At 65.7% G+C, this 25,464-nt stretch carries 20 protein-coding genes; 11 read left to right on the forward strand and 9 right to left on the reverse strand.

The window, feature by feature from the left end:
* Positions 1-181: 181 nt before the first annotated feature.
* The 3 genes from lon to ABD923_RS14860 form a co-directional block, all read right to left on the reverse strand.
* A complete protein-coding gene (gene lon, locus ABD923_RS14850) occupies positions 182-2,581 on the reverse strand; it encodes an endopeptidase La (RefSeq protein WP_259553078.1) in 2,400 nt (799 codons plus the stop codon).
* Positions 2,582-3,361: 780 nt separating this feature from the next.
* Positions 3,362-4,531, reverse strand: coding sequence for a tRNA guanosine(34) transglycosylase Tgt (gene tgt / locus ABD923_RS14855; protein WP_259553077.1), 1,170 nt, complete (start codon positions 4,529-4,531; stop codon positions 3,362-3,364).
* Between the two features lie 43 nt (positions 4,532-4,574).
* A complete protein-coding gene (locus tag ABD923_RS14860; protein WP_259553075.1) occupies positions 4,575-5,645 on the reverse strand; it encodes a hypothetical protein in 1,071 nt (356 codons plus the stop codon).
* Positions 5,646-5,867: 222 nt separating this feature from the next.
* Between ABD923_RS14860 and rimK the strand changes: the two genes are divergently transcribed.
* From rimK to ABD923_RS14885, 5 genes are all read left to right on the forward strand, one after another.
* The gene (gene rimK, locus ABD923_RS14865) at positions 5,868-7,262 is read left to right on the forward strand and encodes a 30S ribosomal protein S6--L-glutamate ligase (protein ID WP_259553074.1); all 1,395 of its coding nucleotides are present in this window, start codon (positions 5,868-5,870) and stop codon (positions 7,260-7,262) included.
* 99 nt (positions 7,263-7,361) lie between these two features.
* Entirely contained in the window at positions 7,362-7,724 is a 363-nt protein-coding gene (locus ABD923_RS14870) for an SUF system Fe-S cluster assembly protein (protein ID WP_222187108.1), read from the forward strand.
* Between the two features lie 125 nt (positions 7,725-7,849).
* Positions 7,850-8,533: a DUF3307 domain-containing protein gene (locus ABD923_RS14875; RefSeq protein ID WP_259553072.1), complete on the forward strand. Its 684-nt coding sequence runs from the start codon at positions 7,850-7,852 to the stop codon at positions 8,531-8,533.
* A gap of 52 nt (positions 8,534-8,585) precedes the next feature.
* Entirely contained in the window at positions 8,586-8,975 is a 390-nt protein-coding gene (locus tag ABD923_RS14880; protein WP_259553070.1) for a HesB/IscA family protein, read from the forward strand.
* Position 8,976: 1 nt separating this feature from the next.
* A complete protein-coding gene (locus ABD923_RS14885; protein WP_259553068.1) occupies positions 8,977-9,300 on the forward strand; it encodes a TfoX/Sxy family protein in 324 nt (107 codons plus the stop codon).
* A 31-nt stretch (positions 9,301-9,331) separates the two neighbouring features.
* Here the strand turns inward: ABD923_RS14885 and ABD923_RS14890 are convergent, their stop codons facing one another.
* Positions 9,332-10,240: an isopenicillin N synthase family dioxygenase gene (locus ABD923_RS14890; protein WP_259553066.1), complete on the reverse strand. Its 909-nt coding sequence runs from the start codon at positions 10,238-10,240 to the stop codon at positions 9,332-9,334.
* Between the two features lie 86 nt (positions 10,241-10,326).
* Here ABD923_RS14890 and tpiA point away from each other — a divergent pair, with 86 nt between their 5' ends.
* On the forward strand, positions 10,327-11,076 hold the full coding sequence (gene tpiA, locus ABD923_RS14895; protein ID WP_259553064.1) for a triose-phosphate isomerase: 750 nt from the start codon (positions 10,327-10,329) through the stop codon (positions 11,074-11,076).
* A 69-nt stretch (positions 11,077-11,145) separates the two neighbouring features.
* Here the strand turns inward: tpiA and ABD923_RS14900 are convergent, their stop codons facing one another.
* The gene (locus tag ABD923_RS14900; RefSeq protein ID WP_259553050.1) at positions 11,146-12,426 is read right to left on the reverse strand and encodes a PPC domain-containing protein; all 1,281 of its coding nucleotides are present in this window, start codon (positions 12,424-12,426) and stop codon (positions 11,146-11,148) included.
* 150 nt (positions 12,427-12,576) lie between these two features.
* Positions 12,577-13,650 carry a tartrate dehydrogenase gene (locus tag ABD923_RS14905; RefSeq protein WP_259553044.1) on the reverse strand — a complete coding sequence of 358 codons (1,074 nt, stop codon included), beginning with the start codon at positions 13,648-13,650 and terminating at the stop codon, positions 12,577-12,579.
* A gap of 143 nt (positions 13,651-13,793) precedes the next feature.
* Between ABD923_RS14905 and ABD923_RS14910 the strand changes: the two genes are divergently transcribed.
* The 4 genes from ABD923_RS14910 (at position 13,794) to ABD923_RS14925 (ending at position 19,586) form a co-directional block, all read left to right on the forward strand.
* A complete protein-coding gene (locus ABD923_RS14910; protein WP_259553028.1) occupies positions 13,794-14,708 on the forward strand; it encodes a LysR family transcriptional regulator in 915 nt (304 codons plus the stop codon).
* Positions 14,709-14,871: 163 nt separating this feature from the next.
* The gene (locus ABD923_RS14915) at positions 14,872-15,876 is read left to right on the forward strand and encodes a TAXI family TRAP transporter solute-binding subunit (RefSeq protein ID WP_259553027.1); all 1,005 of its coding nucleotides are present in this window, start codon (positions 14,872-14,874) and stop codon (positions 15,874-15,876) included.
* A gap of 136 nt (positions 15,877-16,012) precedes the next feature.
* On the forward strand, positions 16,013-18,316 hold the full coding sequence (locus ABD923_RS14920) for a TRAP transporter permease (RefSeq protein ID WP_259553119.1): 2,304 nt from the start codon (positions 16,013-16,015) through the stop codon (positions 18,314-18,316).
* 106 nt (positions 18,317-18,422) lie between these two features.
* Entirely contained in the window at positions 18,423-19,586 is a 1,164-nt protein-coding gene (locus ABD923_RS14925) for a cytochrome P450 (protein ID WP_259553020.1), read from the forward strand.
* Here the strand turns inward: ABD923_RS14925 and ABD923_RS14930 are convergent.
* Together ABD923_RS14930 and uvrA are read right to left on the reverse strand one after the other, a co-directional pair.
* Positions 19,576-20,496, reverse strand: a complete 921-nt coding sequence (locus tag ABD923_RS14930; RefSeq protein WP_259553013.1) for a patatin-like phospholipase family protein — start codon at positions 20,494-20,496, stop codon at positions 19,576-19,578. The two genes, ABD923_RS14925 and ABD923_RS14930, sit on opposite strands and share 11 nt — an antisense overlap.
* 139 nt (positions 20,497-20,635) lie before the next feature.
* Positions 20,636-23,500 (reverse strand): excinuclease ABC subunit UvrA, encoded by a 2,865-nt coding sequence (gene uvrA, locus ABD923_RS14935; protein WP_259553011.1) that lies wholly within the window; start codon positions 23,498-23,500, stop codon positions 20,636-20,638.
* A gap of 183 nt (positions 23,501-23,683) precedes the next feature.
* Here uvrA and ABD923_RS14940 point away from each other — a divergent pair, with 183 nt between their 5' ends.
* On the forward strand, positions 23,684-24,304 hold the full coding sequence (locus ABD923_RS14940; protein ID WP_345229522.1) for a hypothetical protein: 621 nt from the start codon (positions 23,684-23,686) through the stop codon (positions 24,302-24,304).
* Here the strand turns inward: ABD923_RS14940 and ABD923_RS14945 are convergent.
* Positions 24,301-25,425 carry an MFS transporter gene (locus tag ABD923_RS14945; RefSeq protein WP_259552986.1) on the reverse strand — a complete coding sequence of 375 codons (1,125 nt, stop codon included), beginning with the start codon at positions 25,423-25,425 and terminating at the stop codon, positions 24,301-24,303. The two genes, ABD923_RS14940 and ABD923_RS14945, sit on opposite strands and share 4 nt — an antisense overlap.
* Positions 25,426-25,464: the final 39 nt, after the last annotated feature.

A 25,464-nucleotide genomic window follows, 5' to 3' on the forward strand; every position in this document is an offset into this window, starting at 1 on the left:
CCGGGCCATCGGGCCAGATGATGCTTTCGACGTGTTTAAACGCCTCGGCTTCATCGTGCATGTAGGGTTTGCTCAGAACAGACATGGCGGTTTCCTCAACTCTATGAGTTAAATATAGGAATCCGCCTTGGGTTTGTCAAATATACAATCGCCTTTCTTTTTATCTGAGACGGCCGCGAGGTCAGTGCGCAGTGGCGCCCTGCCCCTTGTTATCCAGCGCGGCCTGGGCGGCGGCGGCCTCTTCGGCCTCCTCGTCCCAGTCGATGCCTTCCGGCTTGGCCGTCAAGGCCTGCTCCAGAACCTCCGAAACGTGACTGACGGGGATGATGGTCAGCCCCTCCTTCACGTTGTCGGGGATTTCTGGCAGGTCCTTTTCATTCTCTGCCGGGATCAGCACCGTGGTGATGCCCCCGCGAAGCGCGGCCAGCAGCTTTTCCTTCAACCCACCGATGGGCAGCACGTTGCCGCGCAGCGTGACCTCGCCGGTCATGGCGATGTCCTTTTTCACCGGGATCTGGGTCAGCACCGAGACGATGGAGGTCACCATCGCGATGCCGGCGCTCGGCCCGTCCTTGGGCGTGGCGCCCTCGGGGACGTGGACGTGGATATCCCACTTGTCCAGACGCGGCGGCTTCACCCCGATGGACGGCGCGATGGACCGTACGTAGCTGGCGGCGGCGTCGATCGATTCCTTCATCACGTCGCCCAGCTTGCCGGTGGTCTTCATCCGGCCCTTGCCCGGCAGGCGCAACGCCTCGATCGACAACAGGTCCCCGCCGACGCTGGTCCAGGCCAGCCCGGTCACGACACCGATCTGGTCCGCTTCTTCGGCGAGGCCGAACTTGAAGCGGCGCACGCCAAGGAAATCCTCGAGATTGGCGGGGGTGACGGTCACCGTCTCCTCCTCCTTCTTCAGGATCTTGGTCAGCGCCTTGCGGCAGATCTTGGCGATCTCGCGTTCGAGGTTCCGGACGCCGGCTTCACGCGTGTAGTAGCGGATCGCGTCGGTCAGCGCGGCCTCGGTCAGCTCGAATTCCTTGGACTTCAGGCCGTGATCCTTCACCTGCTTGGGGATCAGGTGGCGGATCGCGATCTCGCGCTTTTCGTCCTCGGTGTAGCCGGCCAGCGGGATGATCTCCATCCGGTCCAGAAGCGGCCCGGGCATGTTATAGGAGTTCGCCGTGGTCAGGAACATCACGTTCGACAGGTCGTATTCCACCTCGAGATAGTGGTCGACGAAGGTCGAGTTCTGTTCGGGGTCCAGCACCTCGAGCATAGCCGAGGCCGGGTCGCCCCGGAAATCCTGGCCCATCTTGTCGATCTCATCGAGCAGGATCAGCGGGTTCGTCGTCTTGGCCTTTTTCAAAGCCTGGATGATCTTGCCCGGCATCGAGCCGATATAGGTCCGGCGGTGGCCACGGATCTCGGATTCGTCACGCACGCCGCCAAGGCTGATGCGGATGAATTCGCGCCCCGTGGCCTTGGCGACCGATTTGCCAAGCGACGTCTTGCCTACGCCCGGCGGGCCGACGAGGCACATGATCGGCCCCTTCAGCTTTTTCGAGCGCTGTTGCACGGCAAGGTATTCGACGATGCGTTCCTTGACCTTTTCCAGCCCGTAGTGATCGGCGTCGAGAATGTCCTGCGCCCGGCCAAGGTCTTTCTTCACGCGCGACTTGACGCCCCACGGGATGGACAGCATCCAGTCGAGGTAGTTGCGTACGACGGTGGCCTCGGCCGACATGGGCGACATGTTCTTGAGCTTCTTCAGCTCGGCCTCGGCCTTTTCGCGCGCCTCTTTCGACAGCTTGGTGGCGGCGACCTTTTCTTCGAGTTCGGCCACTTCGCCGCCCTCTTCGCCGTCGCCCAGCTCGCGCTGGATCGCCTTCATCTGTTCGTTGAGGTAGTATTCGCGCTGCGTGCGCTCCATCTGCGATTTCACGCGCGTCTTGATCTTCTTTTCGACCTGCAGGACCGACATTTCGCCCTGCATCAGGCCAAAGACCTTCTCCAGCCGTTCGGCCACGTCCAGCGTTTCCAGAAGATCCTGCTTCTGGTCCACCTCGATGCCGAGGTGACCGGCCACGAGGTCGGCCAGCATCTCGGGGTCCTGCGCCTCGGCGACGGAGGCCAGCGCATCCTCGGGGACGTTCTTCTTGACCTTGGCGTATTTCTCGAATTCCCCGGAAACCGACCGGGTCAGCGCCGCGACCGAGGTCGGATCGCCCAGGCGTTCCTCAAGCTCGATCACGCGGGCTTCGAAGTAATCGTCGGTGGCGGTGAATTCCTCGATGCGCACGCGCTTCTGGCCTTCGACCAGCACCTTCACGGTGCCATCGGGCAGTTTGAGCAGTTGCAGCACGTTGGCGAGCACACCGGCGCGGTAGATCGCATCGGGCGTGGGGTCGTCCACCGCCGGGTCGATCTGGCTCGACAGGAGGATCTGCTTGTCGTCCTGCATCACCTCTTCCAGCGCGCGGACGGATTTCTCGCGGCCGACGAAGAGCGGCACGATCATGTGGGGGAACACCACGATGTCGCGCAGAGGAAGGACGGGATAGGTCGAGTTCTGGTCTGGCATGTTGCCTTCCTTGGTTCTTGGCAAGGGGGCCCGGCCCTGACTTGGCAGCAGCCCCGGCCCCTTCCGGGTAAGGATGTCATAACTTGGGGCGCGCGCAGGTGTGTTTCAAGCGGTCCAAAGCGCCGGTTTGCCCGTCAGCATGCTCTGCCACCGCCCGCCGCGCAAGGGAGGGATAGCGGTTTTGCACGGCGCGCACACAAAATGCTGTGGAAAGCGGCCGCGACGGCCATCCTTTGGCCGAAAGGCCCGGTCCAAGCCAGGGATCGGCGCGCGCACGAGACGAAACGCTCACACACCCGGCGCGACAGGCCACGTGCGCCAAGGACCCTCACGCCCCGAATAGCCCAACAGCCTTAAGACAAATCAAGGCTCTGAAATCGTTGCGCGCGCAACATTTTGCATGTGTCCGCAATTGTGTGCGAGGGTATGATGCGATCTTGAAACCTGGCCCTATTCGGGGCCGTGCCTGGCCTGCCCGGGGCCGGTGGGGCCATGACCTGCCCCAATCGCGCCTATACCGGCGCAACGGCAAGCTACACAGGCATGCGACTTTGCAGCCCGCAAGTGCTGTCGACCAAGACAACGGGGGTGCCATCCATCGTCCTGCGGCATCCCGAGGGCGCGGGTCTATGCCGCCGCGCAGCCCATCTTCACCTTCTGCCTGAGCCAGATGCAGGGGTATCGGCTGATATCTCGACGCCGACAGCAGTTGCGACACGACGCTTTTGATCAACGCCGCGGACGGGTCGTGGCATTTCAACAATGACTGCGGCGATGGCATCAGCCGGGCGGCCCATGCCGATACCGAGGCTGGCTACGGCTCCGTCGTGCGCCATCGCCCTCGGCCCGCAGAGCGTGGAACTCGGCCTCCCACGCGTCGAAGCGCCCCTCCGAGATGGCGGCGCGCATGCTCGCCATCAGCTCCTGGTAGTAATGCAGGTTGTGCCATGTCAGGAGCATCGAGCTGATGATCTCTCCTGCGCGGAAGACATGGTGCAGGTAGGCCCGCGAATACCCGGTGCAGGCAGGGCATGTGCAGGCCTCGTCCAGCGGGCGCGGATCATCGGCATGGCGCGCGTTCTTGATGTTGACGACGCCGCGGCGGGTAAAGGCCTGCCCCGTCCGCCCCGACCGTGACGGCAGGACGCAATCCATCATGTCGATCCCGCGCTTGACCGCGCCCACGATGTCGTCGGGCTTGCCCACTCCCATCAGGTAGCGCGGCTTGTCTGTGGGCAGCATCTCGGGCGCGTAGTCGAGGCAGCCGAACATCGCCTCCTGCCCCTCGCCCACGGCAAGGCCGCCCACGGCATAGCCGTCGAAGCCGATCTCCTTCAGCGCCTCGGCACTTTCTTCGCGCAGGTCCTGTTCCAGGCCACCCTGCTGGATACCGAAGAGCGCGTGTCCGGGCCGATCGCCAAAGGCTTCTTTTGAGCGCTCCGCCCAGCGCATCGACAGGCGCATGGACTGCACGATGCGGTCACGATCGGCGGGCAGCGCGGGGCATTCGTCGAAACACATCACGATATCGGAGCCCAGAAGCCTCTGGATCTCCATCGAGCGTTCCGGGCTGAGCATGTGTTTTGAGCCGTCGATATGGGAGCGGAAGGTCACCCCCTCTTCGGTCAGCTTGCGCAGATCGGCGAGGCTCATCACCTGGAAACCGCCCGAGTCCGTCAGGATCGGGCCGGACCAGTTCATGAACCTGTGCAAGCCCCCCAGCGCCGCGATGCGTTCAGCGGTCGGGCGCAGCATCAGATGATAGGTGTTGCCCAGCAGGATGTCGGCGCCGGTGGCCGCGACGCTTTCGGGCATCATCGCCTTGACGGTCGCCGCCGTGCCCACGGGCATGAAGGCCGGTGTGCGGATCTGGCCACGGGGCGTATCGATCACGCCGGTGCGGGCACGCCCGTCGGTGGCCTTGAGGGTGAAGGAGAAACGCTCTGTCATGGCCGCTCTGTGGCGTATCGGACCGCGCTTGCCAAGCCCTGCCCTAGTGTTCCAGCACGAGCGCCGCGACGCCGCCCGGGTCGGCGATCCGCCGCACCGGGAAGCGCGCCGCCCAGTCGCGCGCCTGCCCCGCCGCCTGCCCGATCAGCGGATCTCTTTCCGGCAGCATCCGGGAAAAGCGCCAATCCCCGTCGCCGGAGAGACCCGCGCGTGGCGCCACAAGGGCCGCGAATACCGCCTCTCCATCCGGCAGCCGCAGATCCTCGGCCTCTGGCCCGGCCCACGGGTCGCGCAACAAGCGCAGCAGGGACACGGGCCGCGCCGGGACGTCTCCCGACAGGCCCGGCGGCCGGTACGGGTTCACGCCGTCCCGAACCGCGCGCAGGCCGACAAGGTCCGAGGGGATGGGCACCTGCCGATAGATTCTTTCGCTGGCAAGCACGGGAAGCCCTGCGGCGTCGGCGAGATACGCCCCGAAACTCAGGCACCCCGCGCCGCCGCCATTCCAGGGGTCTTCCAGCAGACCGTAGCGCCGGGCGCGCTCGGAGGTTGCGAACCCTGCCAGCCGTTGGCGCATCGCGTGGCAGTCGGTGCTCTCCACCTCGACGGCCAGCACCGCGCCACGCCCCGTGGCGAAGGCCCTGTCCTGCGCCGCCGGGAAATCGGCCTCGGGCACCATCCCGCCGGTATCGTAAGTCGCCAAGACCGCCGACAGGCCCCAGCCCTGCGCCATCAGGCGCAGCGCCCGGCGGTCCCTGTCCCCGCTATGCGATGTCACGCCCTGACGGCCATCGCACTGCCATGCCACCGCGAGGTGCCCGATCCAGGCCGGGGACATCGCCACCGCCACCGGGTTCGACAGAAGCCGCACGAGACTTTGCCGCGCGAGGTCCGGGCCGCGCATGTCGAAGGGCACGCGCGGCGGAAGGTACGCCAGGATGACGTAATCGCGCGACGGGTCGAGCGTGATACGGTTCAGGAAACTGGGCCAAACCGCCTCTTCGAAGGGCGCAAGGGTCAGGTCGGTGGCATCGCGTGCCACGGCCGGCGTGCCGTGCATCCCGCTGGCTACGGCACGGGCGTCATGGCCTGCCTCGGGGCCAGCCGGCCCCATCGCGCATCCTGATAATGACAGGGCCAACAGCCCGGAGATCACAGCGCGCCGGGTTGCCCGTCTTGTCCTGTTGCGCCGCATGTGCCCCCGTGCTTTTGTCGCGCCGAACCCGCCTTCGACCCTGACGAGCGATTCCGCCCCCGCCAAGCCATCGACATGTCGCACGGCCCGCACACCGCGCCCGCCGTGGCCGAGGCACAACGCCCCTGCAAAGGACACCGCATGACCGAGAGTGACACGCCCCTTCGACTTGGATGGGAAGAATGGGTCGCCCTTCCCGGCCTCGGCCTGCCCGCGCTGAAGGCCAAGGTCGATACCGGCGCGCGGACCTCGGCCCTTCATGCCTTCGATATCGAAACCTTCGGCTCCATCAACCGTCCCAAGGTGCGCTTCGCCGTGCATCCCGTCCCCGGCCGCACCGACCTGACCATCGCCTGCTCGGCCGCCATCAAGGACCGGCGCGAGGTGACAAGCTCCAACGGCGAGGCGGAACTGCGCTACGTGATCGAGACGGACCTTGCCGTCGGTGGCACCTCGACCCCGATCGAGGTGACGCTTACCGACCGGGGGACGATGGCCTACCGGATGTTGCTGGGACGGCAGGCGATCCAGTCCGACTGGGTCGTCGCGCCGGCCGAAAGCTTCTGCCAGGAAAAGCTGAGCTACGACATCTACAGCACGGCCCGCGTGAAACAGGCCGCGCCGAAGCGCGCACTCCGCATCGCCGTCCTCAGCCGCGAGGACAATTACTCGACCCGCCGCCTTGTCGCCGAGGGCGAGGAACGCGGCCATACGATCGAGGTGATCGACACGACGCGCTGCTACATGGCGATCAATGCGCTGGCCCCCGAAATCCACTACGACGGCGCCCGCCTGCCCCGCTACGACGCGGTCATTCCTCGCATCGGGGCCAGCGTCACCTCCTACGGGACCGCCGTTCTGCGCCAGTTCGAGACCATCGGCACCTATTGCGTGAACGGGTCGGCCGGGATCACCGCCAGCCGTGACAAGCTGCATGCCCACCAGTTGCTGGCGCGCCACAAGATCGGCATGCCGCAGACCGCCTTCGCCGCCTCGCCCAAGGATACCGACAATATCATCGGGCTGGTTGGCAGCGGACCGCTGATCATCAAGCTGCTGGAATCGACACAAGGAAAAGGCGTCGTGCTGGCGGAAACCAAGAAGGCCGCGCAATCGGTGATCGACGCCTTTCGCGGGCTGAAGGCGAATTTCCTTGTCCAGAGTTTCGTGAAGGAAGCCGCCGGAGAGGATATCCGCTGCCTCGTGGTCGACGGAAAGGTCGTCGCCGCCATGAAACGCACCGCGGGCGGCGACGATTTCCGCTCGAACCTGCATCGCGGCGGCAAGGCAAGCGCCGTGCGGATCACCAAGGCCGAGCGCGAGGCGGCGTTGAAATCGGCCAAGCTGTTCGGGCTCGGCCTCGCCGGGGTTGACCTGCTGCGCTCGGAAGACGGGCCGAAACTGCTTGAGGTGAACTCTTCCCCCGGCCTGCAAGGCATCGAGGAAGCGACGGGCAAGAACGTCGCGGCCCATCTGTTCGACGCGATCGAAAAACATGTACGGCCACGGCCCGTGCGCAAACGGCGGGGCGCCTAACCCTTTGCCCTTCGCCGCATTCAAACGCGTCTCGCGCGGGTTTACGCCCCCGGAGATACTCCTTATATAAATGGTCGGATACTCAATGAGGCACAGAGCATGAGCGACCAGCAAGAGCATCTCGAAGGCACGCCGCTGATCAAGCCGTCGTCGACGGATCATCCTCTCTACGACCAGGTCGTCGAGGCCTGCCGCTCGGTCTATGACCCGGAGATTCCGGTGAACATCTATGACCTCGGCCTCATCTACACGATCGACATCTCGCCCGAGAACGAGGTTCACGTGACCATGACGCTGACCGCCCCGGGCTGCCCGGTGGCCGGCGACATGCCCGGCTGGCTGGCCGACTCGATCGAACCGCTCGATGGCGTCAAACAAGTCGATGTCGAGATCACCTGGGATCCGCCCTGGGGTATGGACATGATGTCCGACGAGGCCCGCCTCGAACTGGGCTTCATGTAAACAGCGGAAAACCTTAGTCTTTCAGCGCCCCGCCAAGACTGGACGGGGCGTTTCTTGCACGCCATGATCGGGTCGGAAGACGGAGGTGCGCCACGCGTGCCGCGACGGAGGACCTTGATCCAGACATGGCCGCACAGACCTTCGCCGCGCTGTTTCTCGCCCACGTGATCGCCGACTACCTCGCGCAGACGACATGGCTAGTCGAGAACAAGCGCCGCCCCCTCGCCCTCGGCGCACATATCACTTTGGTTTTCCTTGCCATGCTGCTGACAACATGGACGTTTTCGCCATGGTTCCTGGCGCTGACCGGGGCACATCTGCTGATCGATATTCTCAAGACCTTTGGCCTGCCCAATGGGCTGCCGGCCTATATCGCGGACCAGGTGCTGCATCTTACCTCGATCGTCGGGGTGACGCTGCTTGCCCCCGGCCTTTGGGCCGAAAGCCCGCTCTCGGACACTTCAACCTTGCCCATTATCTACCTGGTATTGGCCGGAATCATCTTCGCAGCGCGGGGCGGGCAATATGCCGTTCTGACCCTTGTCGCGCGCGAGGCGCCGCCCTCCCACGAAGGTATTGTGCTGGGCTGGATGGAACGCGCGGCCTTTTGCGTCGTGCTTTTGATGGGGCTGCCGGGTCTTGTTCTGCCGGTCATCGGCATCAAGATGATCTACGCCTGGCGCAGTTGGGCAGAGCGCAATTCCGAGGCGCGGCGGCGCCTTGTCCTTGGGACCCTCGTCAGTTTCGCCTGGGGGCTTGGCACCGCGATCCCCCTGGCCATGCTTGCGCCTACCCTTCTCGCCGGTTGAGCGGCGCGGCCACAGCCCCTACATTAGGCGTGACACGCGCAGGAGATTTCCGATGTTCTCTATTCCCGGCAAGCAGGCCGTCACCCTTACCCCGTCCGCGACCAGGCAGATCGCGAAGCTCATGGCGCAGGGGGGCACGAAGGGGCTGCGCATCGGCATCAAGAAAGGCGGATGCGCGGGCATGGAATACACCATGGATTACGTGACCGAGATCGACCCCAATGACGAGGTGGTCGAACAGGATGGCGCGCGGGTGATGATCGCCCCCATGGCGCAGATGTTCCTGTTCGGGACCGAGATCGACTACGAGGTGTCGTTGCTGGAGGCGTCCTTCAGGTTCCGCAACCCGAACGTGACCGACGCCTGCGGCTGCGGCGAGTCGATCAAGTTCAAGGAGCTTGACGAATTGGAAGCCGCCCGCCCCGCCACGCAAGGCGACTGACTTGGCCGTCGGCCGGGCCGATTTCGACCACGCGGTCGAGTTGTTCTTGGGCCTTGGCGACATCACCACGCGAAAGATGATGGGCGGGTTGTGCCTGTATCACGCGGGCACGATCTTCGCGATCCTGATGAGCGACGGCTCGCTCTGGCTGAAGGGCGCAGGCGAGATGGCCGACGTTCTGGAGGCCGAGGGCTGCACGCGCTGGACCTACCAGCGCGAGGGGAAAGCGCCGACGCAGATGCCGTATTGGTCGATGCCGGACGCGGCGCTGGACGATCCCGATCTTGCCTGCGACTGGGCGCGCCGCGCGCTGGCGCACCTATAGACCTGACAAACGCGGCGCACCGCCCCCCAAGTCACCCTTTTGCCTGCAAATGGACGTAGGTCTCGTTGTAGCGCCGCGAGAGATGCTCTCCGGCAAGGATCACGTCGCTCGACCCGATCGGAGCGACATTCGTGTCATGGTTGGGGTTGAAGAACAGCGGCACCGAGATCCGCTCGTCCGGGCCGCCAACGACGCGATGAAGCGTGGCGCGCACGCGCCCGCCGGTCCACATCTCCAGCATTTCGCCGAAATTCACCACGAAGGTCCCCGGCTCGGCCTGCACGCCCAGCCACGAGCCGTCGCGCATCTCGACCTCCAGTCCCGGCTGACCGTCTGTCGCCAGCAGCGTGACACAGCCATAGTCGGTATGGGCGGCGATGCCGAAATCCTTGTCGCCCGCCCAACCGGGCCGCGCCGGATAGTAATTGCCGCGCAAAAGCGCCATGGGGCGCGAGAACTTGTCCGCGAAATAGGCGCCATCCTCGCCGATGGCCCGCGCGATCCCCGACAGCAGGTCCAGCGCGACGCCGCGCGCGGCCTCGAAATACCCCTCGACCTCGGCCCGGAAGCCGTCGGGCGCAGCCGGCCATCGGTTCGGGGCGTAGAACTGCATGCTGGTCAGCGGATCGCCCTCGGGCAGCGTGATGCCGCAGTCGAACACCTCCTTGTAATCCGGGTTCGCGGTCGGATCGACCTGCTCGGATCGCGAGGCGCCCCAGCCCCGGTTCGAGCCGGTGGCGGCCATGTCGACACCGGCCTTCTCGGCCTCGGGCAGGTGAAAGAAGGCGCGGTAGGTCTCGATCACCCGCGACACGCGCTCGGGCGTCAGCGCCGTGTTTTCCAGCGTGAGAAACCCGGTCTCGAAAGCCCCTTCGCGCACCTGCGCCATGGCCTCGGCCTCCCCGCGCGCCAGTGCCGCCGCGTCGATTTTCGGGATCATCGTATCCTTCCCCTGCCTCATGGCCGCCTTGACCACTTGGCGCTTCCTTGCCATCCCAAGGGGACAAAGGACAAGGAGTGAGTGGCATGCGCGTCAAGCTGGCGGCTGGAAACTGGAAGATGAACGGCACCCGCGCGGCGTTGGCCGAGGTGGACACGCTGGTGGCCGAACATGGCGCGGCCTCTGTCGAGGTGCTGCTTTGCCCGCCCGCGACGCTGCTTGGCGCGATGGCCGAGCGGATCGGCGAGGCGCAGATCGCCGTCGGCGGCCAGACCTGCCATCCCGAAGCCTCGGGCGCGCATACCGGCGACATCTCGGCCGAGATGCTGGCCGATGCGGGCGCGACCTATGTCATCCTCGGCCATTCCGAACGCCGCGCCGACCATGGCGAGAGCAACGACATGGTCCGGGCGCAGGCCCGCGCCGCGCTGGCGGCCGGTCTGAAATGCGTCATCTGCGTGGGCGAGACCGAGGCCGAGCGCGATGCCGCCAACACGCTCGACATCATCTCGGGGCAATTGGCCGGGTCGATCCCCGACCTGTCGACCGGCGAAAGCCTTGTCGTGGCCTACGAACCCGTCTGGGCCATCGGCACCGGCCGCACGCCGACGCTGGACCAGATCGGCGAGGTGCATGACTACATCCGGGCCGAGTTGGAGCGCCGTTTCGGCACCGGCGTCGGGCGCTCGGTCCGCCTGCTCTATGGCGGGTCGGTGAAACCCTCGAACGCGGCTGACATCTTTGCCGTCTCGAATGTCGACGGTGCGCTGGTCGGGGGCGCCTCGCTGAAGGCTGCGGATTTCGGCGGGATCATCGACGCGCTGGAACAGGCCTGAGCCAAGGTACAGTCCAACGAAAAGGGCCGCCCGCTTTCGTCGCGGGCGGCTCTTCCTGTTTTTGCCGGCTCACTCGGTCGCGGGGACGAACCGTTCCGTCGCGATCCGGATGATGCCCTGGTAGCCCTCGGAATACTGCACCACCGACAGCATGTAGCGGCCCGGATCGAGGCGGACGGCCAATTGGCTGTTGAGCGTCCCGTTCGCATCATCGTTGAAGGCGATCTCGCGCCCCAGATCATCGAACAGCGCGATCATCGGGTCGCTGTCGGTCACCTCGACCGCGTCGATCAGGAGCATCCCGCGCGATGGCATCTCGAAGGCGAACCATTCCGCGTTGCGGCCAGACACCTGTGTATCGCGCACCGCGCGCGGCGGCAGCGGCCCCATGTCGACGACGGGCCAGGAGCCGTCCATCGGCGGCGCGGCCTCGCCCGACGCATAAAGCTCGTTGAGCGCGGCCTGCTGGTCGTAACGCATCACACGCACGGTCACCGGCAGGTCCGGGTTGGAGAGCGCCCGCATCCCGATGCAATAGTCGCCCGCCGGCAGCGGCTCGGTGAAATCGATCCGGCTGTTGAGGCTCTGGTAATCGTCGTTCTCGGCCAGAAGCGTCCCCTGCCCGTCGAAGATGTAGATATAGGGATCGGCGCTGGGGTTCTCGGCCCGGATCGTCAGGGGCTCCGGCGCGCCGAGCGTGAAGCGGTAATAGGGAACGCCGCTGATCGTGTTGGTCGCCTCGGCCCCGCCCTGGTCCAGAACGGGCGCAAGCGGTCCGGCCCCCAGCATTGTCGCGGGCGTATCGGGAAGGCACGGGTCGATGCCTACGAAAATCGGGCCATCCGGCGGGAAGACATCGCCACCGCCGACGAACCCGCCCGAGAGGCCCTGGGTGATCGCGGCATGCTCCAACTGGCCGACAGCGACATCCGCGACCAGGCCGGCACCGCCGAAACCGCGCGTCGCAAGGCAATACTCGCCCGGCTGAAGCAGGGTTTCCGCGCGCGAGGCCAGCCCCCCGCCCGAGTCGTCATCGGTCACCACCAGGGCCCCCGAGGCGTCGTAAAGCTCGATCACCGAGTCGCCGCCGGGCGCGGGTTGCGCCTCCACCCGGATCTCCATCGGCTGGCTGAGAGAGAACAGGGCCACGGCATTGCCGCCCGAGGGGACATCTTGCCCCGTCAACACGAGAGCGCCCGTCGCGGCAGCGATATCGGATTGCTCCGGCGACCCGCCGATCCAGGTGCCCCCCGCACCGATGCCGCCGCACTCGACGCCCTGAGCCATCACGGGCGCACCGGCAAAGGCCAGAATGGCCCCGGCTGCGGCAGCGCTCAAATTCAATTTCATCGCAAGTCCTCCAATGAGCCGGGGCGTGGTCAGTCCACCGGCCCAGGGAGCCTAACAAGGGCCGCCGCGCCAGCGCCAGAAAAAGCGGCGCGGCGCTGCGGGGAATTTTCTACCTTTGATGACGCAGCTTTGCCCGGCGAACGGATCGGGTCAGAGGTTTTCGCCGCGGATCGACTCGCACACCGCGTCCGTCACCTCTTGCGTAGTGGCGCTGCCGCCCACATCCGGCGTCAGGACGCCATCGGCGCAGACCTTTTCGACGGCCCGCATCAGGCGCGCGGCGGCCTCCGCCTCGCCCAGGTGCTCCAGCATCTGGCTCGCCGTCCAGAAGGTCGCCACCGGGTTGGCGATGCCCTTGCCGGTGATGTCGAAGGCCGAGCCATGGATCGGCTCGAACATGGACGGGTTGCGGCGTTCGGGGTCGATGTTTCCGGTGGGCGCGACGCCAAGGCTGCCCGCCAGCGCCCCGGCGAGGTCGGACAGGATGTCGGCATGCAGGTTGGTCGCCACGATCGTGTCGAGGCTTTGCGGGTTCTTCACCATGCGCACGGTCATGGCATCGACCAGCATCTTGTCCCATGTCACGTCCGGGAAGTCCTTGCTGACCTCGGCCGCGATTTCATCCCACATCACCATGCCGAAGCGCTGAGCGTTCGATTTCGTGACCACGGTCAAAAGCTTGCGGGGGCGGCTTTGGGCCAGGGCAAAGGCAAAGCGCATGATCCGCTCGACGCCGGTGCGGGTGAAGATCGACACCTCGGTCGCCACTTCCTCGGGCTGGCCCTGGTGCGCGCGGCCGCCAACGCCGGAATACTCGCCTTCGGAGTTTTCGCGCACGATCACCCAGTCGAGGTCACCGGGACCGACACCGGCCAGCGGTGAGGTGATACCGGGCAGGATCTTGGTGGGGCGCACATTGGCGTATTGGTCGAAGCCCTGGCAGATCGGCAGGCGCAGACCCCACAGCGTGACGTGGTCGGGCACATCCGGCGCGCCGACGGCCCCGAAGAAGATCGCGTCGAATTCCTTGATCTGGTCGCGGCCATCCTCGGGCATCAGCGCGCCTTCACGCTTGTAGCGCTCCGACCCCCAGTCGAACTCGGTGACGTCCAACTCGAACCCGCCATCGCGCCGCGCCAGGGCCTCCAGCGCCTGAAGGCCTGCGGCAATCACCTCGGGGCCGATACCGTCGGCGGGAATGGCTGCGATCTTGTAGGTTTTCATCTTGAGGGTCCTTGCTGAAGGCGCGGAACAGTTTGCGATGATCGCAACGCCGCGCGCGTCATCTTGCGCGGGACATGTCGCAACTCTGCCCTGCAACGGCAATATCCGCTCGATCATATAAAAATTTGATATTATTAGGGCGTATGGACCTACGCCAACTCAGGTGCCTGATCGCCGTCGCCGACACGCTGCATTTCGGCCGCGCGGCGCAGAAGATGGATATGCTGCCCGCCTCGTTCGGACGGCAGATCAAGCTGCTTGAAGACAGCCTCGGCAGCCGCCTGCTGGTGCGCACAACGCGCCATGTCTCGCTGACCGAGGCCGGGCGCAGTTTCGTCGAGGGCGCGCGCGATATCGTGGCGCGCGCCGACCGACTGGAAGCGGCCTTTCGCGCCGAGGAGCAGGATCGACGGGCCGTTTTGCGCATCGGGGCGATTGACAGCGCGGCGGCGGGCATGCTGCCGCAACTGCTGCCGCATCTGCGCCGCGCCCATCCCGAGATCGAGGTCGAGATCTTCGAACAGAAGACCATCCGGCTTTTGCCGCGTCTTCTGTCGGGCCGACTGGACATCGCCCTCGTCCGCCCGCCCGAGAGCCGCGATCCCCGCCTGCGGTTTCGCACGCTGTTCCATGAAACCGCCGTCGTCGCGGTGCCCGAGGGGCACAGGCTGGCCAAACATGACGCCGTCACGGTGGGCGACATGGCCGACGAGCCGTTGATCGTGCCCGACCGGCGGTCGCGCCCGCACAGCCATGACCTGACGATGAAACTGTTTCTCGAAGCCGGCTACAGCGCGCGCGTGGTCCAGATCGCCGAGGAAAAACAGACGATTGTCAGCCTCGTCGGCACCGGTGTAGGTCTTGCCATCGTGCCGAAATGGGCATCCCGGCTGGCTGTCGATGGCGTTGCGTTCGTGCCGCTGACGCTGCCGTCCGACACGGTACGGGACAAGCTGTCGCTATCGGCCGTCTGGCTGCGGGATACCCGCCACCCCGCCCGGAGCGCATTTCTCGACGTGCTTGAAGCACAGTTGGTCGAACTGGCCGAAACCGCGTAGGTTTATACAAGAATCCATGTATTCTCACTTTCCGCATCGCTCCAGTTTTTACCTTGAGCGAGGCACCGCGTGCTCTATACCATCATCGCAATGCGCCTCAGCAGGGTGCATGCCGCGAGAGACAGGGCTTGAGGCCCGGCGGCAAAGAACAGTGGAGGATTACATGAAAACGAACGCATTTGCGAAATTCACCGTCGTTGCGACGGCGACGGCCCTGACGACGGGCATGGCCTTTGCCGAAGCGCACGCGGACCGCGAAGGTTGGCCGGAAAGCTTTACCGTCGGTACGGCGTCGCAGGGCGGCACCTACTTCGCCTACGGCTCGGGCTGGGCAAACCTGGTCGCAGAAGAGCTGGGCCTTTCGGGCAGCGGCGAAGTCACCGGTGGCCCCATGCAGAACATGGCGCTGGTGCATACCGGCGAAGCGCAGTTCGGCATGACGACCATGGGCCCGGCGGCTGAATCGCTGGCCGGCACCAACCCGATCGCGCCCGGTCTGCAGATGACCAACGCCTGCGCGATGTTCCCGATGTACCAGACGCCGTTCTCGATCACGGCACTTTCGTCGTCCGGTATCACCTCGGTGTCGGAAATCCCCGAGGGCGCACGCATCGGCTTTGGCCCGGCAGGCTCGACCTCGGACACCTACTTCCCGCGCATGATGGAAGAGCTGGGCGTCGTTTTCGAGCGCCGCAACGGCGGCTGGTCGGACCTTGGCGGCCAGTTGCAGGACGGCCTGCTTGACGTCATCGCCTTCGCCGCCGGCGTGCCGGTTCCGGCCGTGTCGCAGCTTGAAGTGCAGACCGACATCAACATCATCGAGTTCACCGAGGAAGAGCAGGCGCAGATCCTCGAAGCCTTCCCGGTGTCGCAATTCGACATCGCCCCCTCGACCTACACCACGCTGGAAGAACCGGCGCGCTCGGTGTCGATGTGGAACTTCGCGATCGCCAATTGCGACCTACCGGAAAGCTTTGTCTACGCCGTCGTGGACATCGTCATGTCGGATAACGAGCGCATGGTGAACGTGCACCGTGCCGCCGCCTCGACCCTGCCCGAGAACTGGGATCGCAACACGGTCATGATGTGGCACCCCGGTGCGGCCCGCTGGTTCGAAGAGAATGCCGGCGCCGACATTCCCGATGACATGATCCACGGCGACATGTAAAACGTCCGGACCGGGTGCAACGGCCCGTCCGGTCCGATACGAAAAACGGCCGCGTCCAACACTGGGCGCGGCCTCTTTACAAGCTCCGAAGCACAGGGGCATGACGACCGAAACTCGGGTCACGGGGGGACAGCACATGAGCGACCAGGACAAGAAGGTCGATGACGACCAGGTCGGGGGAACCGTCCTCGCCGAGGGCGTCGATGAAGAACCGATCGAGTCCAACCGTCGGCTGTTCGAGGGCAAGGGGTACCTTGTCATCGCCACGCTCTCCACGATCTATGCCGCGTTCCACATGATCGCGCTGAACGGCGTGTCGATTTCCGATTGGACGGGGATCGAGATCCCGTTCCTGCCGCAATTCCCGATGGAGACGTGGAATTTCCGCATCGTCCACATCGCCGGCGCGCTGGCGCTCGGGTTCCTGTTGTTTTCCGCCCATACCTTCGACGGCAAGGCGCACAAAGACACGCCCTGGCTGTCCATCATCGCAGCGATCCTGTTGATACCGGCGGGCGTGGCGGGCTTCACCGCCATCGGCTTCATGCAGACCATCGCGTCGGGCGAGCTGCCGCAGATGGGCGGGCTGACCACATGGGCCGCCTTTCCCGGCACCGAGATCTACCAGACCGAGATCCGGTGGTTCGGCATTCCGCTGCTGATCGCCACCGGCGGCGCTATCGTCACCGGCTGGCTGGAACGGCGGGGGCGCGAACGTTACGCCGCCTCTGACGTGGTTCTGGCCGCTTGTGCTGTTGTCGTGGCTATCTACCTTGTCGCGATCTACGGCACGGCCGCGCGCAACTCGGTCGGCACGCCCTTCGTGCCGATCGGCGTCGCCTTTGCCGCGACGGCGGGGGCCGCGATGATCCTCGAACTGACGCGCCGCGTGGCGGGCCTCGCGCTGGTGGTCATCACGGGCATCTTCCTGCTCTACACGTTCACGGCCCATTTGTTGCCCGGCATCCTGGCCGTTCAGAATGCCTATAGCTGGCAGCGCTTCTTCGGCCATGTCTATTCGGACGCGGGCATCCTCGGGCCGACAACCGCCGTGTCCTCGACCTACATCATCCTCTTCATCATCTTCGCCGCCTTCCTGCAGGCCTCGAAAGTGGGCGACTATTTCGTCAACTTCGCCTTTGCCGCGGCAGGGCGCGCGCGCGGCGGCCCCGCCAAGGTGGCGATCTTCGCCTCGGGCCTGATGGGGATGATCAACGGCACCTCCGCGGGCAACGTGGTCGCCACCGGGTCCCTGACCATCCCGCTGATGAAGCGGGTCGGCTACCAGAAGAAGACCTCGGGCGCGATCGAGGCCGCGGCCTCGACCGGTGGGCAGATCATGCCGCCGATCATGGGCGCGGGTGCCTTCATCATGGCCGAGATCACCGGCATCCCCTACCAGGAGATCGCCATCGCCGCGATCATCCCGGCGATCCTCTATTTCGCGTCGATCTACTTCATGGTCGATTTCGAGGCGGCCAAGCTGCACATGCGCGGCATGCGCGAAGACGAATTGCCCAAGTTCCGCGCACTGGCGAAACAGATCTACCTGTTCGTGCCGATCATCATCCTGATCGTGGCGCTGTTCCTTGGCTATTCCGTGATCCGGGCCGGAACGCTCGCAACGGTCGCAGCAGCCGTGGTCAGCTGGCTGACGCCGCACCGGATGGGGCTACGGTCGATCCTCAAGGCCTTTGAACTGGCCGGTGTCATGTCGATCCAGATCATCGCGGTCTGTGCGGCGGCTGGCATCATCGTGGGCGTCATCAGCCTGACCGGCGTGGGCGCACGGTTCTCGGCGGTTCTGCTCGATCTGGCCGGGGCATCGAACCTGCTGGCCCTGATCTTCGCCATGGGCATTGCGATCCTGCTTGGCATGGGCATGCCCACGACGGCCGCCTACGCGGTTGCGGCCTCGGTCGTTGCGCCGGGTCTCGTCAGCCTCTTCGTCGAGAATGGCATGGAGCAAAGCACCGCCACGCTGACGGCACATTTCTTCGTCTTCTACTTCGCCGTGGTCTCGGCCATCACGCCCCCGGTGGCACTGGCCAGCTACGCCGCCGCCGGCATCTCGGGGGCCAATCCGATGGAAACCTCGGTCGCGTCCTTCAAGATCGGCATCGCGGCCTTCATCGTGCCCTTCATGTTCTTCTACAACAGCGCCATCCTGATGGAGGGCAGCGCGTTCGAGATCATCCGCGCCGGCATTACCGCGACCTTCGGCGTGTTCCTTCTGTCCTCGGGCGTGCAGGGCTGGTTCATGGGCGGGCGCACCGCGTGGTTCCTGCGCGTGGGCCTGATCGTCGCCGCCCTGTTCATGATCGAGGGCGGGCTGGTCAGTGACGTGATCGGCATAGGTGCCGCGGTCGGCATCTTCTTCATCCAGAAGGTCATCCGCCCGGATCCGAACGCGACCATCTCGGTGCGCGGCGCCGACTGACCGTCCATCCGGACATCCAAGCAAACCGGCTGTGCCTGGGGGCGCGGCCGGTTTTTCTTTTGGCCGGGACTGGGAACAGGGCAGCCTTTGCGCCACAACCACGGCCATGAAGACCTTGCACCAATCCCCCACCGACGACGCGTTCGTCCAGAACCCCTACCCGTTCTATGCCCGCGCCCGCGCTGCCGGTCCGCTTGTGGTCTGGGCCGACTACGACATGCCGGTGGCCACGACGCATGAGGCCGTCAACGCGCTTCTGCGCGACCGGCGGTTCGGGCGCGAACCGATCGCCCCCTTGCCGATCCCCGACCACCTCGCGCCGTTCTACGCCGTCGAGGCACATTCGATGCTGGAGCTTGAGCCGCCCCGCCATACGCGGCTGCGCGGCCTCGTCCTGCGCGCTTTCACCTCGCGCCGGATGAAGGCCATGGCGCCCGAGATCGACACCCTGTCCCGCAACCTGATCGCGCGATTTCCCGACGCGCCCTTCGACCTGCTCGATGCCTTCTGCCGCCCGATCCCGGTGATCGTCATCGCCCGGCAGCTGGGTGTGCCCGAAGAGATGGCCCCCGACCTGCTGCGCTGGTCCAACGCGATGGTCATGATGTACCGGGCCGGGCGCACACGGGCGGACGAAGACCTTGCCGTCGCCGCCACGGAAGAGTTCGTCGCCTTCATGCGCGGCTATATCGACCGCCGCAGGACCGACCCGCGCGATGACCTGATCTCGGCGCTGATCGCGACAGAGCAGGACGGCGCCAGGCTCTCGACGGACGAGATGATCACCACCTGCATCCTGCTCCTGAATGCCGGGCACGAGGCGACGGTTCACACGATGGGCAATGGGGTGAACCTCGCGCTCGACCGCGGTCTTCGCCCGACGGGCGATGCCGAGGGCTTCGTCGAAGAGATCCTGCGCCTCGACCCGCCGCTGCATCTGTTCACGCGATGGGCCTATGAAGATGTCGCGTATTTCGGCCACCAGTTCCGGCGCGGCGACCAGGTGGGCCTTCTGCTGGCCTCGGCGGGGCAGGACGACAGGGCCTATCCCGAGGCGACCCGTTTCGACCCGACCCGCGGTGGCCCGGCCAACCTCGCCTTCGGCGCGGGGCTGCATTTCTGCGTCGGCGCCCCGCTTGCGCGATTGGAGCTACAGATCGCGCTGAACAACCTTTTCGCGCTTTGCCCCGACCTGCGGTTGTCCGAACCCGCGCGCTACGCCGATATCTACCATTTCCATGGGCTGGAGCGCCTGATGGTCACGCCTTGAGGGTCAGCCCCGCCGCCTCCAGCGCACCCGCGATCTGATCGCGCTTGGCCAGCGCCGCCTTGCGCCCCGCCTCGATCGCCTTTTCCGCCTCGAAGAAGGACAGGGCCGACAGGTCCGTCAGATCGACCTCGATGCTCACATCCGGCGGATCGGCCGCCGCGCGGGTCCGGCGCAGGTATTCGGTCAGCATGTCGAGCGCCGCGTTGACCGCTTCGATAGCTTGCGGGGCCGGCTGGCCAGCCGCCTCGTCCGGCTCCGGACGCCAGTCCTGGGGCAGCAAATCCATGAATCGCTGCTCCAGCGCGGCCCAGATCCCCGCGCCCTCCCCGGCCTCCGGCACCCAGACCCGCCCCGAGGGTTTGGCATTCGGGTTGACGGCGATGATTACATCCGCCCCGCGCGCCCGGGCCACGGAGACAGGGACCGGGTTGGTCAGGCCACCATCGACCAGCCAATGCCCGTCGATGGACTGCGGCGTGAATAGCCCCGGAATGGCCAGGGACGCCCGGACAGCGGGCAGCAACGGCCCCTGCCCCAGCCAGATCTCGCGCCCGTTATCCAACCGGGTCGCCACGGCGGTGAAGGAGCGCGACAGGCTCTCGATCTCGCATTCGAGGCCCCATTCAGACAGGACATTGGCGATCTCGCGCCCCGCCACCAGCCCGCCCGCGGACAGGCGCAGGTCGACAAGGCTGAGAAACCTGGAATGGGTCAGCGCCAAGGCCCAGTCCGTCAGGTTCGACCGGACACCGCCCGCCTCGGCCGCGCCCACCAGCGCCCCCATCGAGCAGCCCGCCACGATATCGGCCTCGACGCCCATCTCGTCCAGAACGGACAGAACCCCGAGGTGGCACCACCCCCGCGCACCGCCCGACCCTAGCGCCAACCCGATTTTCGGCCGTCGTGCCATCACACCACCCCCGGTGACCAGTTCGCCCGATCTTTATCCTGAAAAATATGCCCGCCGGAGGCAAGCCGCGGAGGGGGCTCAAGGCCCCCGCCGTGGCTTCACCGGGCGACGCGTGACACGCGGCGCACCCTCTGGCCGATCACTCGGCGGCGTGCTTGCGGGGCTGCAACATCGGCTTGAGATAGCGCCCGGTATGCGAGCGTTCGACCTCGGCCACCTCTTCCGGCGTGCCTTCGGCCACGATCTGGCCACCGCCATCGCCGCCTTCCGGGCCGATATCGACGATCCAGTCGGCGGTCTTGATGACATCGAGGTTGTGCTCGATCACCACCACCGTGTTGCCCTGCTCCACCAGTTCGTGCAGCACCTCGAGCAGTTTCTTCACATCCTCGAAATGCAGCCCCGTCGTCGGCTCGTCGAGGATGTAGAGTGTGCGCCCCGTGGACCGCTTGGCCAGTTCCTTCGACAGCTTGACCCGCTGCGCCTCGCCGCCCGAAAGCGTCGTCGCCTGCTGGCCCACCTTGATATAGCCCAGCCCGACCCGCACCAGCGCGTCCATCTTCTCTCGGATCGAGGGCACCGCCTTGAAGAATTCCTGCGCGTCCTCGACCGTCATGTCGAGAACATCGGCGATGGACTTGCCCTTGAACTTGACCTCCAGCGTTTCGCGGTTGTAGCGCGCGCCCTTGCAGGTCTCGCAGGTGACGTAGACGTCCGGCAGGAAGTGCATCTCGATCTTGATGACCCCATCGCCCTGGCACGCCTCGCAGCGCCCGCCCTTGACGTTGAAGCTGAAGCGCCCGGGCTTGTAGCCCCGCGCCTTGGCCTCGGGCAGGCCCGCGAACCAGTCGCGGATCGGCGTGAAGGCGCCGGTATAGGTCGCCGGGTTCGACCGTGGCGTGCGCCCGATGGGCCGCTGGTCGATGTCGATCACCTTGTCGAGATGTTCCAGCCCCTTGATCGTCTCGCAGGGCGCAGGCGTCTGGCGCGCGCCGTTCAGTTTCATCGAGGCGGTCTTGAACAGCGTTTCGATGGTCAGGGTCGACTTGCCGCCGCCGGAGACGCCGGTCACGCAGACGAACTTGCCCAAGGGGAACTTGGCGGTCACCTCCTTGAGGTTGTTGCCGGTCGCCTTGACCACGGTCAGGGATTTCCCGTTGCCCTTGCGGCGCTTGGCCGGCACCGAAATTTCGCGCGTACCCGACAGGTACTGCCCGGTGATCGAGGCCGGATCGGCGGCGATTTCCGCCGGCGTCCCCTGCGCCACGATCTGGCCGCCATGCACACCGGCGCCGGGGCCGATGTCGAAGACGTAATCGGCCTCGCGCACGGCCTCTTCGTCATGTTCGACGACGATGACCGTGTTTCCCTGATCGCGCAGGTTCTTGAGCGTCGTCAGCAGCCGGTCATTGTCGCGCTGGTGCAGACCGATGGAGGGTTCGTCCAGCACGTAAAGCACCCCGGTCAGGCCGGACCCGATCTGGCTGGCCAAGCGGATACGCTGGCTTTCGCCGCCCGAGAGCGTCCCGGCATTGCGGCTGAGCGTCAGGTATTCAAGGCCGACATTGTTCAGGAACCCAAGCCGCTCGCGGATTTCCTTGAGGATCGCCCGGGCGATCTCGTTCTTCTGTTGCGTCAGGTGCGCCGGCACCGTCTCGCACCACTTGAACGCCTCCTTGATCGACATCTGCACGACCTGCCCGACATGCAGGCCTGCGATCTTCACCGCCAATGCCTCTTCGCGCAGGCGGTAGCCGCCACAGGCGCCGCAGGGGCGGTTGTTCTGGTAGCGTTCGAACTCTTCGCGGATCCAGGCGCTGTCTGTCTCGCGATAGCGGCGCTCCATGTTGGGGATCACCCCTTCGAAGCTGCGCTCGACCTGGTAGACGCGCCCGCCCTCGTCGTAGCGGAACTTGATTTCCGTCTCGCCCGACCCGCGCAGGAACACCTGCTGCACGTCGGGCGGAAGGTCCTTCCACTTGGTCTTGGGGTTGAACCCGTAGTGTTTGGCGATGGCCTGGATCGTTTGCAGGAAATAGGGCGACTTGCCCTTGCGCCAGGGCGCGATGGCCCCGTCTTCCAGCGACAGGGCCGCGTCGGGCACCATCAGGCGTTCGTCAAAGAACAGCTCGACGCCAAGCCCGTCGCATTTCGGGCAGGCCCCGAAGGGGGCGTTGAAGGAAAACAGGCGCGGCTCGATCTCGGGGATGGTGAAACCCGAAACCGGGCAGGCGAAATTCTCGGAGAAGGTGATGCGTTCGGGCTCCCCCTCGTCCTCGCGCGGGGCGGTTTCGAGGATGGCGATCCCGTCGGCGAGGTCCAGCGCGGTGCGGAAACTGTCGGCCAGCCGCGTCTCGGCGCCCTCGCGGACCACGATACGGTCGACCACGACGTCGATGTCATGGCGGAATTTCTTGTCCAGCGTCGGCGGTTCGTCCAACTCGTAGAAGGACCCGTCCACCTTCACCCGCTGGAAGCCCTGCTTGCGCAGTTCGAGGAATTCCTTGCGATACTCGCCCTTGCGGTCGCGCACGATGGGGGCCAGCAGGTAGGCGCGCGTCCCCTCCTCCATCGCCATGACCCGGTCGACCATGTCCTGCACCTGCTGCGCTTCGATGGGCTGGCCGGTGGCGGGCGAATAAGGCGTGCCCGCCCGCGCGAACAAAAGGCGCAGGTAGTCGTAGATCTCGGTCACCGTGCCGACCGTCGAGCGCGGGTTCTTGCTGGTGGTCTTCTGCTCGATGGAAATCGCGGGACTCAGGCCGCTGATGTGATCGACATCGGGCTTTTCCATCATGTCGAGGAATTGCCGTGCATAGGCCGACAGGCTTTCGACATAGCGCCGCTGCCCCTCGGCATAGATCGTGTCGAAGGCAAGCGAGGATTTGCCCGAGCCGGACAGGCCCGTGATCACCACCAACTGGTCGCGCGGAATATCGAGGTCGATATTCTTGAGGTTGTGCTCGCGCGCGCCGCGCACCTCGATCTGCTTCAACTCGGGCATGGGGGAACCTGTCGTTAACCGTCCTAGCGTAGATAGGGGAGCGGCCGTGAGTCTCCAACTGAAATTTGAGAACATTGCACGAACACGTCCGCCGCATGATGCCGAAATCCGCAGAATGCGATTTCATTGGGCGGACCCGTTTCGCCCTGCCTGCGTTTGGAAATTGCACCGCGCGGAGGCACCATGACGGATTTCATTGCACAGCACGCCCAGGTGATCTCTCCCCTGGCCAATCTGGCCATGGTGGCGATCTGGTTGATCTACCTGCAGGTTTTCCTCACGACCTATCGCCGCCAAAGGCGCAGCTCGATCCACATCGACCGCGGCGCGGCCAAGGGCGAAAATGCGCGCTGCCTCGTCACCAACATGGGACAGGAGCCGATCTACCTGCTGGCGGTGGTCGTGGATTTCGGCCAGCGGGACAGCACATCGCGCGCCGTTGTGACGGATCGCGATGAATTGAATGACGAGGCCGTGACGTCCCCGTTGGAGCGCACGACGCAAGGCCCCCTGGGTCAGGGCGAGGTACGTGACCTCGGCAGCCTGGCGGATTTGATGAACCGGGCCCGTGCGCGCCTGAACGTGGAAATCGAGCGTGATGCGCTCAGGTCCATGTGGGTCACGGTGGTCGCGATTTCGGATCAGGGGACTCATCTGGTGGCGGCCAGCAAGTGCTTCGAAGCCAAGCATTTCGAAAGCGGTGCGCCGATCTTCGTGCCGCAAACGATCTTGACGAAGCAGATCCGGTCCAGGTGGCAGCGCCGAACGCTGCGGAATTGGCTGGAAGACCGCGACGAGCTTTAGCCCCGGACGGGCAAGGCCCGTGTCGCGGCGCGGTATGCCACCAGCGTCGCCGCGCCGCCCAACACTCCGATCGCGATCGCAAAGGGCAAGGAGGCGCCGGCGCCCAGGGCGGCGAGGAGCGGGGTGCCCGAGAAGGTGCCGACATTGCCAAGCTGCGCCAAGGCCCCGTTGGAAAGCGCCCGGTCGGGCGCCGTGTCGTTCAGCCAGGGCACGGCGGCGAACCCGGCCCCGGCCACCACTCCGCTGACCGCCATAGCGATCACGGCCAGACCCGGCGCCAGCGGCCCGGCCGCCCATGTCGCCGCGAAAAGGATCGCCATGAGGAAAAACCCGAACGGGACCAGACGCCCCGGCGCGATGCGACGCGCCAGAAGGCCCGCCGCCAGGGACCCGGCCAACCCGGCAAGGGGCAAGACGGCCGCCAGCCAGCCGGCCCCAAGGGCTTGGGGGAGATAGGTGACCAAGGCGAGGAACAGGACCGCGTAGATGCCGTGGCCAAGCGCCGGGGCGAACAGGCGCGGCGTGGCGTAGATCGCCAGATGATCGGCAAGGCCCGGCGCGGCGCGACGTTCCCCGCTGACACCGCGCGGCAGCATGCGCCAAAGGACAAAGGCAATAAGCCCGGCAAGCCCGGCATGGACGCCGTAAACCCAACCGGCGGATTCGCCTGCCAGAACCGCCGTCAGGCTGAAGCCCACCCCGAAGAAGGTCGCCCAAAGCCCCATCACCATCGGGCGGTCGCGGTCACTGGCCAGCCCCGCCATCAGCGTGGGGATCGCGACAACAAGGCCGAGATGCCCCGCGCCTTCGACGACCCGCAGCCCCATCAACACGGGAAAGGGCGGCAAACTCGCCTGCAACGCCCCGGCGAACGCCGAGACACCAAGCGCGATCAGGATCGCGCGCCGCGGTCCGAGGCTGGCCACAACACCCCCGGCCAGCACACCGAAAAGCACCCCCATCACCGCCACGCCGGACACGGCAAAGGCGACGGGCGCGCCGGGATAGGCACGCTCCAACGCGTCGAGGGTGACGGAAACCTTGGCGAATTGCGCGGCGGCCACCAGCCCGGCAAGATACAGCGCCCCGATCAGGGGCCAGGGGGTGGCTTGACGCGTCATCCGGCGGGCTTCGCACCGCGCCACATGGCCGTCAAGCAA

The organism is [Roseibacterium] beibuensis (genome assembly GCF_039542305.1).
In the GTDB taxonomy this organism is placed as follows: Bacteria; Pseudomonadota; Alphaproteobacteria; order Rhodobacterales; family Rhodobacteraceae; genus Roseibacterium; species Roseibacterium beibuensis.

What these genes read in the sequence shown, in the direction of transcription:
- lon (WP_259553078.1), bottom strand. Translation starts at nt 2,581, where the DNA reads ATGCCAGACCAGAACTCGACCTATCCCGTCCTTCCTCTGCGCGACATC.
- tgt (WP_259553077.1), bottom strand. Translation starts at nt 4,531, where the DNA reads ATGACAGAGCGTTTCTCCTTCACCCTCAAGGCCACCGACGGGCGTGCC.
- ABD923_RS14860 (WP_259553075.1), bottom strand. Translation starts at nt 5,645, where the DNA reads ATGGGGCCGGCTGGCCCCGAGGCAGGCCATGACGCCCGTGCCGTAGCC.
- rimK (WP_259553074.1), top strand. Translation starts at nt 5,868, where the DNA reads ATGACCGAGAGTGACACGCCCCTTCGACTTGGATGGGAAGAATGGGTC.
- ABD923_RS14870 (WP_222187108.1), top strand. Translation starts at nt 7,362, where the DNA reads ATGAGCGACCAGCAAGAGCATCTCGAAGGCACGCCGCTGATCAAGCCG.
- ABD923_RS14875 (WP_259553072.1), top strand. Translation starts at nt 7,850, where the DNA reads ATGGCCGCACAGACCTTCGCCGCGCTGTTTCTCGCCCACGTGATCGCC.
- ABD923_RS14880 (WP_259553070.1), top strand. Translation starts at nt 8,586, where the DNA reads ATGTTCTCTATTCCCGGCAAGCAGGCCGTCACCCTTACCCCGTCCGCG.
- ABD923_RS14890 (WP_259553066.1), bottom strand. Translation starts at nt 10,240, where the DNA reads ATGATCCCGAAAATCGACGCGGCGGCACTGGCGCGCGGGGAGGCCGAG.
- tpiA (WP_259553064.1), top strand. Translation starts at nt 10,327, where the DNA reads ATGCGCGTCAAGCTGGCGGCTGGAAACTGGAAGATGAACGGCACCCGC.
- ABD923_RS14900 (WP_259553050.1), bottom strand. Translation starts at nt 12,426, where the DNA reads ATGAAATTGAATTTGAGCGCTGCCGCAGCCGGGGCCATTCTGGCCTTT.
- ABD923_RS14905 (WP_259553044.1), bottom strand. Translation starts at nt 13,650, where the DNA reads ATGAAAACCTACAAGATCGCAGCCATTCCCGCCGACGGTATCGGCCCC.
- ABD923_RS14910 (WP_259553028.1), top strand. Translation starts at nt 13,794, where the DNA reads ATGGACCTACGCCAACTCAGGTGCCTGATCGCCGTCGCCGACACGCTG.
- ABD923_RS14915 (WP_259553027.1), top strand. Translation starts at nt 14,872, where the DNA reads ATGAAAACGAACGCATTTGCGAAATTCACCGTCGTTGCGACGGCGACG.
- ABD923_RS14920 (WP_259553119.1), top strand. Translation starts at nt 16,013, where the DNA reads ATGAGCGACCAGGACAAGAAGGTCGATGACGACCAGGTCGGGGGAACC.
- ABD923_RS14925 (WP_259553020.1), top strand. Translation starts at nt 18,423, where the DNA reads ATGAAGACCTTGCACCAATCCCCCACCGACGACGCGTTCGTCCAGAAC.
- ABD923_RS14930 (WP_259553013.1), bottom strand. Translation starts at nt 20,496, where the DNA reads ATGGCACGACGGCCGAAAATCGGGTTGGCGCTAGGGTCGGGCGGTGCG.
- uvrA (WP_259553011.1), bottom strand. Translation starts at nt 23,500, where the DNA reads ATGCCCGAGTTGAAGCAGATCGAGGTGCGCGGCGCGCGCGAGCACAAC.
- ABD923_RS14940 (WP_345229522.1), top strand. Translation starts at nt 23,684, where the DNA reads ATGACGGATTTCATTGCACAGCACGCCCAGGTGATCTCTCCCCTGGCC.
- ABD923_RS14945 (WP_259552986.1), bottom strand. Translation starts at nt 25,425, where the DNA reads ATGACGCGTCAAGCCACCCCCTGGCCCCTGATCGGGGCGCTGTATCTT.